The 13,820-nt window shown below is 37.6% G+C and carries 13 protein-coding genes; all 13 read right to left on the bottom strand.

Translation table 11 applies throughout. The annotated features are described in order from the left end of the window. Window positions 1-66: 66 nt before the first annotated feature. On the bottom strand, window positions 67-1,077 hold the full coding sequence (locus A5880_RS10905; RefSeq protein ID WP_086329069.1) for a sugar kinase: 1,011 nt from the start codon (window positions 1,075-1,077) through the stop codon (window positions 67-69). A gap of 290 nt (window positions 1,078-1,367) precedes the next feature. Then, window positions 1,368-2,111, bottom strand: coding sequence for a 2-dehydro-3-deoxy-phosphogluconate aldolase (gene dagF / locus A5880_RS10900; RefSeq protein WP_086329068.1), 744 nt, complete (start codon window positions 2,109-2,111; stop codon window positions 1,368-1,370). Between the two features lie 29 nt (window positions 2,112-2,140). Next, entirely contained in the window at window positions 2,141-3,235 is a 1,095-nt protein-coding gene (locus tag A5880_RS10895; RefSeq protein ID WP_086329067.1) for a DgaE family pyridoxal phosphate-dependent ammonia lyase, read from the bottom strand. Continuing rightward, window positions 3,225-4,334 (bottom strand): amidohydrolase/deacetylase family metallohydrolase, encoded by a 1,110-nt coding sequence (locus A5880_RS10890; RefSeq protein ID WP_086329066.1) that lies wholly within the window; start codon window positions 4,332-4,334, stop codon window positions 3,225-3,227. Before A5880_RS10890 ends, A5880_RS10895 begins: the two co-directional genes overlap by 11 nt. Window positions 4,335-4,342: 8 nt before the next feature. Beyond that, window positions 4,343-5,431: a DUF871 domain-containing protein gene (locus tag A5880_RS10885; protein ID WP_086329065.1), complete on the bottom strand. Its 1,089-nt coding sequence runs from the start codon at window positions 5,429-5,431 to the stop codon at window positions 4,343-4,345. 312 nt (window positions 5,432-5,743) lie between these two features. Further along, a complete protein-coding gene (locus tag A5880_RS10880) occupies window positions 5,744-7,063 on the bottom strand; it encodes a PTS sugar transporter subunit IIC (protein WP_086329063.1) in 1,320 nt (439 codons plus the stop codon). A gap of 121 nt (window positions 7,064-7,184) precedes the next feature. Further along, window positions 7,185-7,847 (bottom strand): DUF4310 family protein, encoded by a 663-nt coding sequence (locus A5880_RS10875; protein WP_086329062.1) that lies wholly within the window; start codon window positions 7,845-7,847, stop codon window positions 7,185-7,187. A gap of 17 nt (window positions 7,848-7,864) precedes the next feature. Then, window positions 7,865-8,647, bottom strand: coding sequence for a DUF4311 domain-containing protein (locus A5880_RS10870; RefSeq protein ID WP_086329061.1), 783 nt, complete (start codon window positions 8,645-8,647; stop codon window positions 7,865-7,867). Beyond that, on the bottom strand, window positions 8,648-9,022 hold the full coding sequence (locus tag A5880_RS10865) for a DUF4312 family protein (protein WP_086329060.1): 375 nt from the start codon (window positions 9,020-9,022) through the stop codon (window positions 8,648-8,650). Window positions 9,023-9,524: 502 nt separating this feature from the next. After that, on the bottom strand, window positions 9,525-9,878 hold the full coding sequence (locus A5880_RS10860; protein ID WP_069634184.1) for a glycine-rich SFCGS family protein: 354 nt from the start codon (window positions 9,876-9,878) through the stop codon (window positions 9,525-9,527). A gap of 59 nt (window positions 9,879-9,937) precedes the next feature. Then, window positions 9,938-10,276, bottom strand: a complete 339-nt coding sequence (locus A5880_RS10855; RefSeq protein ID WP_086329059.1) for a PRD domain-containing protein — start codon at window positions 10,274-10,276, stop codon at window positions 9,938-9,940. Continuing rightward, window positions 10,273-12,150, bottom strand: a complete 1,878-nt coding sequence (locus A5880_RS10850; RefSeq protein ID WP_086329058.1) for a BglG family transcription antiterminator — start codon at window positions 12,148-12,150, stop codon at window positions 10,273-10,275. Before A5880_RS10850 ends, A5880_RS10855 begins: the two co-directional genes overlap by 4 nt. A gap of 604 nt (window positions 12,151-12,754) precedes the next feature. After that, complete coding sequence (locus tag A5880_RS10845; protein ID WP_086329057.1) at window positions 12,755-13,723, bottom strand: Gfo/Idh/MocA family protein; 969 nt, start codon at window positions 13,721-13,723, stop codon at window positions 12,755-12,757. Window positions 13,724-13,820: the final 97 nt, after the last annotated feature.

Below are 13,820 nucleotides of genomic sequence, written 5' to 3'. Positions count from 1 at the left end.
AAAACGGTTTTTCGTTTTGCTTTATGCTTTATGACAAATAAAATAGTTGAACTAATCGTTCTTGTATTAACGAATCAAATTGACTGTTGGCTGTTCTATGATGTGCTTGACTTGTTTACGCGTAGTTAGTGGAACATCGCCTTGAATTGTATGCGCTAAAACACCATTTACAGTAGCGAATTCTACTGTTTCACTCAAAGACCACTTTTCAATAAATCCAAGTAAAACCCCTGCGGCGTAACCATCACCTGCGCCGATTCGATCTAACTGAATGATTTCTCTTGGAGCCGCTTGAACGCAAGACACAGCATCACATAAAAAGCCTGTCAAATACGACTTTTCTTTTTCTGTTTGCCGAATCGTTCCGGCAAACAATTCTAGACTATATTCCTTCATAAAACGGTGCACCAATTCATCAAACTGCTTCGTCGACTCAAGTGTTTCATCTAGCGTCATCCCTAATAAATCAGTCAAATCCCGCTGACTTCCAAAGACCAAATCGCAATAAGGTAATATTTTTTGGTATTGTTCACGCATAAATGTATCACTATGCTCTTCGTTTAAACTCGGACGAAAATTAAAATCAAAACAGACTTTTTTCCCATGTTTATGCGCTTTTTCAGCTAAAGAAAAAGCGGCATCACGCGTTGCATCTGTCAGGCTCAATGAAATCCCACAAATATGCACCAAATCAACCTCATCTAAAAAACGATCGAACTCATAATTTGATGCATCACTTACACCAAACGAACTACTGCGACGATTTTGATAAGTCACTTGCGTAGGTCTTGGTCCAAACCCCATTTCAGCAAAGTAAGAACCGATATGATTGCCTTTGGTTCCAATCCAACGGTCTTGAATACCTAGTTGACGAACGCTTGCTTTGGCCGCTTCACCTAAACGATTATCAGGAAGATTCGTTATCATGGTTGTTTCATGGCCAAAATGCGCTAAATTGCTTAAAATATTAACCCCTGTACCTGTAAAATCTAAACGTACTTCCTTCGTTTGTTCCAGCAGTAGATATTCCGGTGGAGTCAAACGCATCATAATTTCACCAAAAGCTGCAATTCTCATCTTGATCCCTGCCTATTTTCTTGCTTCTCGAACATCGAATTCGATCTGCTTTATTTGTTCTAGCTTCTCGAGCTTGCACTTCGGAAAAAAGATAAAACCTGAAAGAGGCAAAAAACGCCTCTGTCATGTTTTCCTATTTTTCTGTCTGTGCTAAACGAGCTCGGTCAGCTTTATTTATTCCAGCTTCTCGAGCTTGCACTTCGGAAAAAAGATAAAACCTGAAAGAGGCAAAAAACGCCTCAATCATGTTTTCCTATTTTTCTGTCTGTGCTAAACGAGCTCGAGAGGCTTTATTTATTCAAAGTATTTTTCATCATATCAAGTAATATTTTCACATCTTCTGGTTTTGTATCGCCTGTTGTTGAATCAATAATTGAGCTGTATACATGAGGAATAATTTTTTTCACGCCAGCATCAACAGCGATTTGAACGATTTCTTCAAAGTTTTCTAAATCAATGCCACCTGTAGGTTCTAGATAAAAATCATATTTCGCACAAGCTTCAGCTACTGCTTTGTACTCATCAAGATGGGCTAACCCTTTCATCGGGAAAAATTTGATTGAGCTACCGCCCATATCTTGTAGTAAACGAATGGCTGTTTCTATCGTTACTTCTCCAACTGGCGCTTTAGAACTTAGCGGACCTGTTGCGATGTTAACGATTCCTACTTTTCCTGTCGGTGATACTAAGCCATTGACAATGGTTTCATCTTGTCCTAATAAAGCACGAGATGTACCAACGCCTGTAAATACTTGGTTTACGTGTTGTGGCTGTAACTCTTTTGAAATTCTTGAAACCATTTGGCTTTGGTTGGGATCTCCTGCACCCAAACCTACAGACAACGCATTGTTCGTTGCTGCCGCATATTTTTTCATATCTTCGATCGCTGCTTCATCTGTTGGATAATTTTTAGATAGCACACCTAACACAATGTGACCTTCAGCCGCTTCGTAGCACTCTTTTGCGTTTTCTACTGAGTTTGCTAAAACATTTAAACAAATACGATTTTCTAAATAGTTTGGTGTTAATGACATAATTTTTTCACTCCTGTTTATTGTTTTTTTTAGTTCATGATTGCAGTTAAACGAGTCACAATTTTATTCATTTCAACTTCATTTACCGAACGGATATCAAATTCGATAATGCCATTGTTGGCTTGATATTCTCTGGTGTAGATTGCTGGGCTTTCAGCTTTTAATTCTTTGATTACTTCTTTTGCTGATTTCCCTCCGCTGACTTTGATGCTCGCTCGGTAGATGTCTCTGCCCGCACCATCTTGCACGATTTTAGCTTCGATCCTTGGAATCTTATTTAATCCATCAATAAAGGATGCTAAACGTTGTTGCATCGACTCCCCAGACTCACTGCCATTTTTCACGTAATCTTCCACAGCTTGTGTAAATCCTAGAATATTGTCTTTGCCAATCTTCATTGCACGACCAATTCCTTTACCTTGAAGACGAATCCATTCAACATATTCCTTTTTACCAATTACAAGGCCTGCACTTGGACCTTCAATCGCTTTAGCGCCACTGTATATGACTAGGTCAGCACCTGCTTCAATATACTGGAATAAGTCCTCTTCCGCTGCTGCATCAACAATTAACGGTATATTGTGCGCTTTTGCTACAGCTGAGGCTTCTGCTACGCTTAACATACTTTTTTGAACGGTATGATGGCTTTTAATATACAAAATGGCTGCTGTTTGATCTGTAATCATCATTTCAATATGTTCTGGTGAACACATATTGGCGTATCCTGCTTCGACGATTTTTCCTCCGCCTTGTTCTACCATCACTTCAACGGGTGTACCGTAATCGACATTATGGCCTTTTGGCAAGATAATTTCACGTTTGCTGATTTTATCTGTGTACGGATGGTACGCATGATACACAGAACCTTCTCCAATTAACGCCGCAACACTTTGAGCAATTCCTGCCGATGCACTAGAGACGATTTGGGCATCTTCAACCTTAAGTAATTTTGCTAAATAGGCACCTGTCTGAATGCTTAATTCACTCATTTCAAAGAAATGTTCACCGCCGAATTTTTGAGCAGCTAAAACATTTTCTGACACTTTTGATACACCTAAAATGGTCATTCTACCTGAGGCATTGATGACTTCTTTTAAGTTGAATTTTTCATAGCTAATTGTCATAAACAATTCCTCCTATAATGGTTTTAACAGGTTTTATCACTTCTTTTGCTTCTCTGGTAAAACCGTTTGAGTCAGTCAATGTCTTTTGTCCTGCCTCAATTTGAAAAATGGTGATATCTCCATCATAGCCTTCTTTCAACTGTCCTTTTGTTTTAAAATGGAAATTTTCAGCAGGAGCAACGGTCACTTTGTCGATGATCTCAGCCCATTCATAGCCTACCACACGTAATTTTTCCATTGTTGTGGCCAAATCATGAACAGGGCCTTTTTCACGGTTACGAATATAAATATCTGTGCTGATCGAGGTTGCTTTCATTCCTTCTTTCAGCGCTGTTTCAGCAACCTGAAAGTTAAAGCTATCCGTCCCGTGACCAATATCAAACACAACCCCTTTATCATAGGCAGCCCAGACAAAATCTTTAATCTGATTAGTGTCTTTATTCAAAATACCATTAGGTTTACCATTAAAACAATGGGTTAACACATCTCCTTTAGACATGTGTGCCAAAATCTCGTCTAATTCAGGAGGTGCCGAACCGATATGCACCATCAATGGCAGATCGTTATTTTCTTTTTGAATTTTTTTGGCCATCTCTAATGGTGTAATACCATTTTCTCCAATTACCGTCTTACTCATACGTGCTTTGATTCCCACCACAAAATCTGGTAATTCAGTCAAGGCTTGATGCACTAATTCTTCTTTGACTTTACTTAAATCAGCAAGCTCATCTTGCTCAACAATTCCCCATTTTGAAATATTCACTAATGCGTAAACATTTGTTTTGGCTTGTTTCGCTAATGCATAAAATTCGTGGATATTTTCAGCACCTGTTGTGCCCGCATCAATAACTGTGGTTACGCCTTTTTTCACACCAATTTCATCTGGAAAATCATAGTAAAGTGTCATTTTTTCAAAACAATGAACATGATCGTCGATCCAACCAGCAGATACATAAGTACCCGCGTCCAGCTCAATCAACTGTTTGCTACTTGCTTCAATTTTATCTGAAATTTCTACAATTTTGCCAGCTTTGATTGCTACTTCTATTGGCTTACCTTCAATGGTTTGTCCATTTTTTATAATTAAGTCGTAACTCATTTTATCCCCTACTTTTCTTTAAATCTAAATTTTGTCCAGGGTTTTACAAAATCTAACAACAACAACTCTTTCTCTGTTATTTGACCTACCTTGTTTTTACGGTCATCTGTATGCGGCTGTAAAACAATTTGTAGCTCATTTTTGTATTTCCCAAACGCATCGTTGCCGATCACAACATCACCGACTTGAAATGGTTCTGTATTATCATGTGCTGGATTGGCTTCATTTTTATATTTTTTACGAACTTCGGTTGAACGAACGACTTGGTCTGTGATATCACCACGACGGAAGTGCTGTTCAGTTAAAGCAATTTCTTTTTCAACCTCGCTTGCCTCTTTTGTAAATTCAATCCCTAGTTCTAATTGGTAACGATTCAACTGCCCTAATAACTCTAACTCTTCGTCGGATGCATACGCATTCCCTATGATTACATCATCAATCAACCCTGTAGCAAACAAATGTTTCGCTTGTACAGCCACAGGCAAATGACGATGCATTTCCAGTGTAGGTAATCCATCATTCACATCCCAAGGTCCAATTATCCCTGCTTGTGAATTGATAAATGCTGCTGTGCGAATGCCATGTTTTTTAAACCGAACACTACAACGTTCAAAAAAATCATACGGAAGTGCGGTGCCTTCTTGAGGATAAAAGTTGTGACAGCCATACAAAAACGGAACGTTTGCTTCATACGTCAAAATATTATCCAAATAGGCCACATCATTGCTCATATTTAACTCAATCGCTAAATCAAATGGATTAAAGGTCAACTTCGCTTCTTTATTCCCATCAAAACCAGCATCTAAACGGATTCCATCAGCACCTGTTTCATAGAAGAATGTTAAATCATCATATGAAATTTGCAACTCATCAAAAATATTTGGCGCTACATCTAAAATCGTTTCAAACCCTAACTCTTTCGCATAAGCGATTAGCGATTTGAACTTCTCTTTGACAACGTCTTTTCCTTCTGTTACCTCTAACATGCTCATAAAAATTCTTGAAAAACCACATTCACTGGCTTTTTTCAAATACGCCTTATCTTTTTCTATATCACTATGATCGGGATAAACGGATACTCCTAATGCTCTTTTCATTGATTTTGCCCTCGCTTTATATGATCAAATTTGTTTCTATATTTCCATGAGATGACTGAACTGCAAAAAATTGTTACACTTCCTACTATAAATAGAGGTTGTTTGATTAAAATGCCCACTATAATTGCTAAAGTGATCAGACCAATCGAAACAACACATAGATGGAACAATCGCAAATCAAGAAATGTTCTCGGCACCCAGTTTTTTTCAATCCCTACTTGACTAACAATAAAAACTACTATAAACCAAATCAACATCTTCCTAATCACCAAAGAGGATAGTAACCTTACTACCCTCCCTCTCTTTTCTTAATTAAGCTACATCTGCTGTTTTTTGTTCAGCGGCTAATTCTTCTGCTTCTTTGTCTAGTTGTTGTTTTTCATACACTTTGAAGAACGGGTAGTAGATCGCCAAAGTAATCAAGAAATTCACACAGACAAGCAATGCTGCTGGAACACTCCAGTTTGTACTCATCCAAGCAGCGACTGGCGCTGGTATGGCAAATGGTAAGCGAGCAGCCATCATAGGTATCACATTTGTAACTGTTAAGAAATAAGAAAATGTTGTTGTAATCAGCGGCGCAACAATAAATGGAATCCCTAAGATTGGATTCATTACAATCGGTGCACCAAAAATCACAGGTTCATTAATATTAAATAGTCCAGGTAGGAAAGACAAACGCCCTAAACTTTTCAAGTAAGTTGATTTAGAAAACATCATTAAAACGACTAAAGCTAAAGTAGTTCCGGCACCGCCGATCCAGATAAACCATTGTAAAAATTGCTCAGTAAAAATATTTGGTAAATTGTGAACATTTGCTCCTTCTTGAAACGCCAACGTGTTTTCAGCAATCGACATATCCCAAAACGGTCTGATAACAGGCCCCATAATAGCAGGTCCATGAATTCCCAAAACCCAGAAGAAACAGATTAAGAAGACTGTTAATAATCCACCAAACAAACTATTTCCTGCCAATGTATCTTTCAACGGCATCAATAACGTACTCAAGAAACCATTTAAATCAAATCCAATAACATGGCGAATCACCCAAAATAGTAATAAAATCACCGCACCTGGAATCAACGCAATAAATGAGTTTGAAACCTCAGGCGGAACGCCATCCGGCATTTTTATTGTAATATCTTTTTGAATAAAGAAACGATAAATCTCTACAGAAACTAAGGCTGTAACAATTGCGCCGAATAAAGAAGCTGAGCCAATATTAGCCAAATTGATATAACGCCCTGCGCCAATAACATCTTTTACATCTTCAAACACTCTTGTAGGAGGAGCCGCTGTGACTAAAAAAGCCATGACTGCTAAAATCCCACAGGTTAAAGAGTCTAGTTTATAGCTAGTTGCCAAAGAAGAGGCAATACCAAACGTTGCATATAAAGCTAAAATCCCCATTGTATAACGTGATGGAATATCCAAAACTGCCTGATAAGGTTCAATAAACTTCGTATAGGCATCAATTGGGATATTCTGAAAAACGGTGAAAAAGGCTCCGACAATTGTTAAAGGCATAGTCGCAATAAGTCCCTTTCTAATCGCCGTCATATGTCTTTGCGAGCCAAATTTATTGGCAACAGGCATCAATTTTACTTCCATCCACTGCACAAAACCATTCATTTCTTTTGTCCTCCGTTCAAAAAGTTAGTATGAATAAATACGAAATATTTCCAATTCATAATAACATAGTAACATTATAATGTAAACGTTTTTCAAAAGAATAGTGCAATTAAAAGTTCTGTTATTGAGGTAAATCCACTGGGAATATTGCACCAAAGATCATCGCGCCTAAAATAGCTCCTCCAGCAATAGGTTTTTTCCATACATAGAAAATCACTGCGCCGATGATAGAACCAATCCCAATAGGAGCAGAAGCACCACATGCACTAATAATAATCAACGGACCTAAGAATCGACCAGAAGCATTCCCAGCCCCCATCATTACATCCGCACCAAAAGTCGAATTTGACTGATTGATTGTAAACTTACGAATCATAATAATGATTCCGCCAATAATCAGTCCAAGAATCATCCCAGTCACTAAAGACAGACCAAAGTTTTCAACAGGTGCTGTAATGCCCATACTCAAAAGAATTGCAGGAACACCAATTCCTACTCCCGTTAAAATCGCACCACCGATGTCCAAAATCCCAACCAATGAACCTTCTAAAATACGAGCGAATAAGAAACTAGCTCCAAAAGCTGCTGCAGCACCATAGGAACCGCCATCCATTCCAGCTTTTAACATTGCAACGATCGCTACCTCATTAAACGCTCCTACACCATGTTCAAAATACATATGTGTTCCAGCAAAAACGCCCGCTGACAACAGCCCAACTAAAATCGGAAATGACCAGTCAGCAAACCAAAAATTCTTTTTTTCTAACTCTACGATTTCATCCATTCCAATACCCTCTCTTTCTATTTACCAACACTGAAAACATCATGCATGTTTTGTAGCCAACCAGGAATTTGTAAACGGAAACTTTCGATCATTTGTAAGTCAAATCCGCGGAAAAAGGCACTGAATACAAATAATAAAATTACTGCTGCCATCATACTTTTAGTCACTTTATTCCAACCGATTTCATCTACGCCTTTACCAATCAAAATTCCTAAAACAACACCAGGAACGGCATTACCCATAATCATTGTTGCAAGACCTCCAAAAATCGTTGCCCAAAGACCTGAACGTTTCCCCGCATCAATTGCAGCTAACCAGAATAATACTGGCATTACTGTATTGATCAATAAATTTGCTGCCGGTACTAACACAGCAACTGCTGTTACTTGCAATGACTCAGGGATTGCTGAGGCGGTTGTGTTTAGAAAAGCAACCACTAACATACCGACAAGTGCTCCTGAGATACCCATTTTCTTAGGATTATGCATGGTTTCCGCAACGTTTTTATTTTTTACTAATAGCGCTGCTGCTGCCCAGTTAGGAATTACTCGGTGATCGACATCTTGTGTAAATGCTCCAGCTCCAACCGTTGACGCCCAAGCATTAAAGAAAAAACCTAATCCAAATGAAAAGTGACTAGCTGCATCTCCTTCACAAGCATTCATTTCTCCTAAGGTTCTAAACGCACCTAACCCTTGTGTACTTGGCGCATGGAACATTCTTGCTGCTCCAGCTCCTGCTGCAAAGCCAACAATTCCCCCAATCAATAAAGACTTGAGTAAAACTACTACTACATCCATTTAATTTGCCTCCTTCTGTATTCTTTTTTTCCGACCAAACGGAAGAAGAAAACCATTTGGATCGGTTACTTTTTTCTCAACAAATGCGATTGAGTCCATCTCAATGAGTGTAATTTCCACTTCAACATCCAATAAGACACGAAAATCAGCACGTGTACGCGGTAAAAAGAAAAATAAGAATCGTTCAGTAAATGTTTCTTGCTCTGCTTTAACCACCTGAATATCCAATGGTTCAATACGTACGATTACGTCACTTTTTTCTTTTAATACGCGATTATGAATTTGATTCAATGCATTAGCAAACGCCAGATTTTTTTCTTTTCCGGTACCTTCAACTTGAATGACCTGGCGTTGCTTCGTTGTTCCTGTTTCCATTAGATTTTCCTCCCCGTAATTTAAAAGCTGAATGGGCGCGTTTAGACTCGAATGAAAAATAGAAAAACATGACTGTGACGCTTTTCGTCTCATTCAGGTTTTATCTTTTTTCCGAGAGACTCGCCCATGAAGCTAGCTACCTTAAAAGCTGAATGGGCGCGTTTAGGCTCGAATGAAAAATAGAAAAACATAACTGTGACGCTTTTCATCTCATTCAGGTTTTATCTTTTTTCCGAGAGACTCGCCCATGAAGCTAGCTACCTTAAAAGCTGAATGGGCGCGTTTAGACCCGAATGAAAAATAGAAAAACATGACTGTGACGCTTTTCGTCTCATTCAGGTTTTATCTTTTTTCCGAGAGACTCGCCCATGAAGCTAGCTACCTTAAAAGCTGAATGGGCGCGTTTAGGCTCGAATGAAAAATAGAAAAACATAACTGTGACGCTTTTCGTCTCATTCAGGTTTTATCTTTTTTCCGAGAGACTCGCCCATGAAGCTAGATATTAACCGTTTTTTTTCATATAAGCTTCAACAATGCGTTTGCCTAATTCTTCTTGATCCATAAAACCAAAGCCTAAAACTGTTTTCCCATCGTTGATTGCAGTAACGCCTTCATCAATTGAGCGCATACCATGACGTTCTGGGTAGCCATATTTAGTAGCAGCCGTTAATGCCCCTGCACCACCACTTCCGCAAAATGAAATACCTAGATCCGCATTTTCCTGTTGCATCACATCACCTAAGCGCATATCCGCCCCCATACCTGGAACTACAACAGCTTTTCCTCCTGCTGCTTCTACTCCTTTTGCGACATTTTGTCCTTTACCTAAACGATCTGCGATTACTACTGTTACCATAAATAATTCCTCCAATTTTTTATTTAAAAGCTGATAATTAAAGTTTCAGCTTCTCTTTCTTACACTTCATTTTGTCTCGCTGCTTCAAAATGAATCGACAAAACATACATCTCATCTTGCGGTAAATTGCCAATATGTTGAACAACTTTGTCCGCAATTGTTAAGGCTTCTTTCGATACCTCTTCAAACATCACTGGATCAACACCAGACATTTTTTCTCCAGCCTTCGATCGTTTAATCATTTCATTGACATGATTGATCAAGATAGTCCATTGTAATTCTGTTGGTACAATGGCTTGTTCTGTTAACAACGCTGTGATTTTTTCCAATGAAGCTTCTAATTCAACTTTATTTGGACTCTCGTCAATTATTTTTAGAGCATCATCATTTAACTTCATATGTGCTCCCCCTCTCTTATATAATTCAATAAAGCAGTGATTTCTGCTTGATTAACCATTAAATCGTTTTTGGCAAAAATCTGTTCGATTTTCTCCACTAACTCATGTTGGGTCAATAACGTCTCTTTTACGATATTTCCTTCATTCTCATATTGACTATCAAACGTAATCCGATGAACCATCAACATCACATGCAACAAAAATGCTTCTTTATATTCCTTAGTCAGCTTTTCAGCAAATGCTTTAAGTAACTCTTCATAGATTACATAGGTGCGCACAAGAATATCTCGACTTTCTGTTTCAATTCCTTGTTTCTCTTTGATTTGCTGTCGAGGGACTAATCGAGGAACTTTTCCTGTTTTAGTATGAGATAAAATTTTATTCACTTCTTCTTGAACACTATGAAGATCGGCTTCAGTCGGTAGCGGATTCACTTTGATAAAAGGACGATTCACTATTTCAATAGGAAAAATGCTCAAAACCAAATCTGGATTCTTCTCCTCTATGACATCAGCTGCATTCAAAACAGAGGCAAATCCCGCAATTTCAACATTAGAAACTTCCTCCATGATTTTTTGTTCAATCAAACTAGTCACGCCAAGACCTGTCGAACAAACATAAACAATCCTAACCACATTAACTTCATGTAAATTTTTTTCGTAAGCAACTAAAAAATGTAAGGCAATATATGCAATAAACGAATCATTAATCAACAATGCCGAGCCAACAATATCGCTTTGGCTGGCAAGTTGAATCGCAGAAAACAATTGTGGATACTTCGCCTTGATATCATCAACAAACGGATTATACTCATTGATAAAAAGATGTTTTTTCGTTAAACGCAATGACAAATGAGCAAAAAGATTCGTAAATAACTGTCGATCTCGATAAAATGGAAAGCTGATTTCTTCTGATACATCTTTGATCAACTCTTCTGTCAATCCGACAATATCTTGTTGATTGTTTGCGACAAATACATCGCTATAGATATAGAAGTATTCGTCTGCTAAAAGAGGCAGTTCATAATGATCAAACACTTTTTTCATTAATAAAAACGGCAACTCTTGTTTTTGTTCCAATACTTTTTGGTTGGTCAGCATTTTGTAAGCTCCCACAGTATGATGCAATTGCATTCTAGAAGCCGCAATAGCAACACGTAAGGTAATCGATAGAATCTCAGCATAATTAAATTGATCAAATAATGAAGGATCTAAAAGACTTGTCATTTCTTTTAAAGCTACTTGATAAATAGTTTGAAAAATCGTATTGACACCAACATGAACTTCTTGCATTTTTTTCTGCTGACCAGATTGAACAAAATAGCTCATGATCTGATAAATATCGTATTCCGTTATTTCTTTTTGTGTGATGTATTCCATCAATAAGCGAATCTTATTTTCTTCGCCGTTAATTGAGAACCCTTGACGGCTTTGTCGGTTCAATGTAAGACCGTACGTTTGAATTAATTCATCTACACGATCTAAGTCACTGACAATGGTATTTCGACTAACTTGCAGATCATCTGCTAATTCTTGAGAAGTTAAACAGTCTGGTGCTAATAACAAACGAAAAATCAATTGATTGACTCGTAATTCTTGGTCCGGATACGTTTCGAATCGTTCCACTTCAATTATTTCATTTTTCAACGTCAAGCGTTCTGAATCTGGTATGTCCAGCCAAATCCCTTTATTACGACGTGCTTGAAGTATCACATTTTGTTCTTTGAACCACTCCCGTACATTGTCTAAATCATATTTAATCGTCCGCACACTAACCTGAAAGGTTTCTGCTAATTCTTTTGTTGTAACGCTATCTTCTAAATCCAGCAACAACAACAAGATTTTTATTTCTCTTTTTGATAAGTGCAGTGACATCCTACTCACCAACTTTCTTTCCCTTACAATGGAACTATAGCTTTATTTTTATTTCATAACAATACAAAAAAGTTGCACTTACACAAGTGCAACTTCCTTAGTATACTATTTTATTTAGAAATTTTGTATGTCGAAAGCGTTATTTTATATACCTTTTTATAAAAAAATAGCCCATAAATAGAGGCTTTACCACCAATTTTATTTAGTGCAACAAAACCGATTTATTATTAAATCACATTTGCACCAATGAGACTGTTCATTTACTTATTAGAAATATATAACAACGTAATACTCTTTATTTGTGACCATCCACCATTTTTTTGCTTCCTTGTAATATTGCCTAAGTAATTAAAAACAAAAAAGAAGACCGAAGTCTTCTTTTTTGCCACAGTATTTATTAAAAATAAATAGATAAAATCTTCTCCACAAAAATATTTATCCGACACGCCTACATCCGGTAGGTATGATTTAACATATGTGCCTCTGTTGTTTTGTCAATCACTAGCCGTCAAAACGGAACAGTCGAAACTGTCTGATTGAGTCAACTCGTCGCATGAGAATTACTTTAACACACACAGACTTTGATTGCAACCTTTACTATTTTTTAATTGTCTTCCTCCAGCCATTCTGTATATAGCTGATCAATCAGGCATACCGTATCTACTGTCCGTTCTCTTGTCATTACAGGACTCTCTATTATCCCTTTTTGAATACATTCATTGACATGATTTATCTCAAAAACAAACTCGCTCTCAAAACCACCAACTAATTTTTCTACTGTTCCTGTTTCATTATAGATAACAGCCTGCTTAGCTTTCCAAAAATAAGGAATTTCTATGCGTCCTTTTTCACCATAAATCGTCAGCTTACTCGGAATATCTAAAGCCACAGAAATAAAAATACTCCCCAATACTTGCTTGTCAAATTGCACGGCCATGTTTACTTGTGTATCTGTCTTCCCTTTTTTTCTTGTTGCGTCACCATGGTATTTTTTAATTGGTTGATCCAATAGGAATTGCATGTATTGTAAAGGATAACTGCCAGATCCATGCAATGTTCCACCACCTGCATCTAGCGAATCAAACCAACGAATATGTTCTACATTTGGATAGGTCGTAACAGACTGAATCCAATGTACTCTGCCTATTTTTTGTTGTTCAATCGCTTGTTTCACTTGTAAACTAATTGGTAAAAAAACCGATTTTTGTGCTTCCATCAAGAAACAATTATTTTGTGCCGCTAGCTCAAAAAGTTCTTTTGCATGTGGGACTTTCAATGTAAAAGGTTTCTCAACTAAAACATGCTTATGATGCATTAATGCTAACTTTGCAGCTTCATAATGCCCTTTATTATAAGTGGCAACATAAACGACATCTACCTCTTCATCTTGGCATAATTCTGTATAGCTACCATAGGCTTTTGTTATGTCCAACTCATCCGCCACACTCTCAGCCTTCTTCAAATCTCGTGATGCAATTGCTATAACTTCACCCACATCACTTTGGTTTACCCCTTCGACAAACCGAGGCACAATTTGTGCCGTGCTTAAAATGCCATAACGTACCTTCTCCATTAGTATCAGCTCCCTAATTCATTATAATAACTATAAACCTAAAAAGTGCAAAAAGCGATTTCAAAAAAAAGGAAGCCAAATAAAGTGACCGAAAGTT

The sequence above is a fragment of the Enterococcus sp. 4G2_DIV0659 genome (genome assembly GCF_002140715.2).
GTDB classification, from domain to species: Bacteria; Bacillota; Bacilli; order Lactobacillales; family Enterococcaceae; genus Enterococcus_L; species Enterococcus_L mansonii.
Note: the sequence above shows the minus strand (reverse complement) of the source record. Positions and strands in the feature narration are given on the sequence as shown.

Bases quoted from the DNA above. Each gene is read 5' to 3' on its own strand.
- A5880_RS10860 (WP_069634184.1), bottom strand. From the start codon at position 9,878: ATGGTAACAGTAGTAATCGCAGATCGTTTAGGTAAAGGACAAAATGTC.
- dagF (WP_086329068.1), bottom strand. From the start codon at position 2,111: ATGTCATTAACACCAAACTATTTAGAAAATCGTATTTGTTTAAATGTT.
- A5880_RS10885 (WP_086329065.1), bottom strand. From the start codon at position 5,431: ATGAAAAGAGCATTAGGAGTATCCGTTTATCCCGATCATAGTGATATA.
- A5880_RS10870 (WP_086329061.1), bottom strand. From the start codon at position 8,647: ATGGATGTAGTAGTAGTTTTACTCAAGTCTTTATTGATTGGGGGAATT.
- A5880_RS10845 (WP_086329057.1), bottom strand. From the start codon at position 13,723: ATGGAGAAGGTACGTTATGGCATTTTAAGCACGGCACAAATTGTGCCT.
- A5880_RS10890 (WP_086329066.1), bottom strand. From the start codon at position 4,334: ATGAGTTACGACTTAATTATAAAAAATGGACAAACCATTGAAGGTAAG.
- A5880_RS10865 (WP_086329060.1), bottom strand. From the start codon at position 9,022: ATGGAAACAGGAACAACGAAGCAACGCCAGGTCATTCAAGTTGAAGGT.
- A5880_RS10855 (WP_086329059.1), bottom strand. From the start codon at position 10,276: ATGAAGTTAAATGATGATGCTCTAAAAATAATTGACGAGAGTCCAAAT.
- A5880_RS10850 (WP_086329058.1), bottom strand. From the start codon at position 12,150: ATGTCACTGCACTTATCAAAAAGAGAAATAAAAATCTTGTTGTTGTTG.
- A5880_RS10895 (WP_086329067.1), bottom strand. From the start codon at position 3,235: ATGACAATTAGCTATGAAAAATTCAACTTAAAAGAAGTCATCAATGCC.
- A5880_RS10875 (WP_086329062.1), bottom strand. From the start codon at position 7,847: ATGGATGAAATCGTAGAGTTAGAAAAAAAGAATTTTTGGTTTGCTGAC.
- A5880_RS10905 (WP_086329069.1), bottom strand. From the start codon at position 1,077: ATGAGAATTGCAGCTTTTGGTGAAATTATGATGCGTTTGACTCCACCG.
- A5880_RS10880 (WP_086329063.1), bottom strand. From the start codon at position 7,063: ATGAATGGTTTTGTGCAGTGGATGGAAGTAAAATTGATGCCTGTTGCC.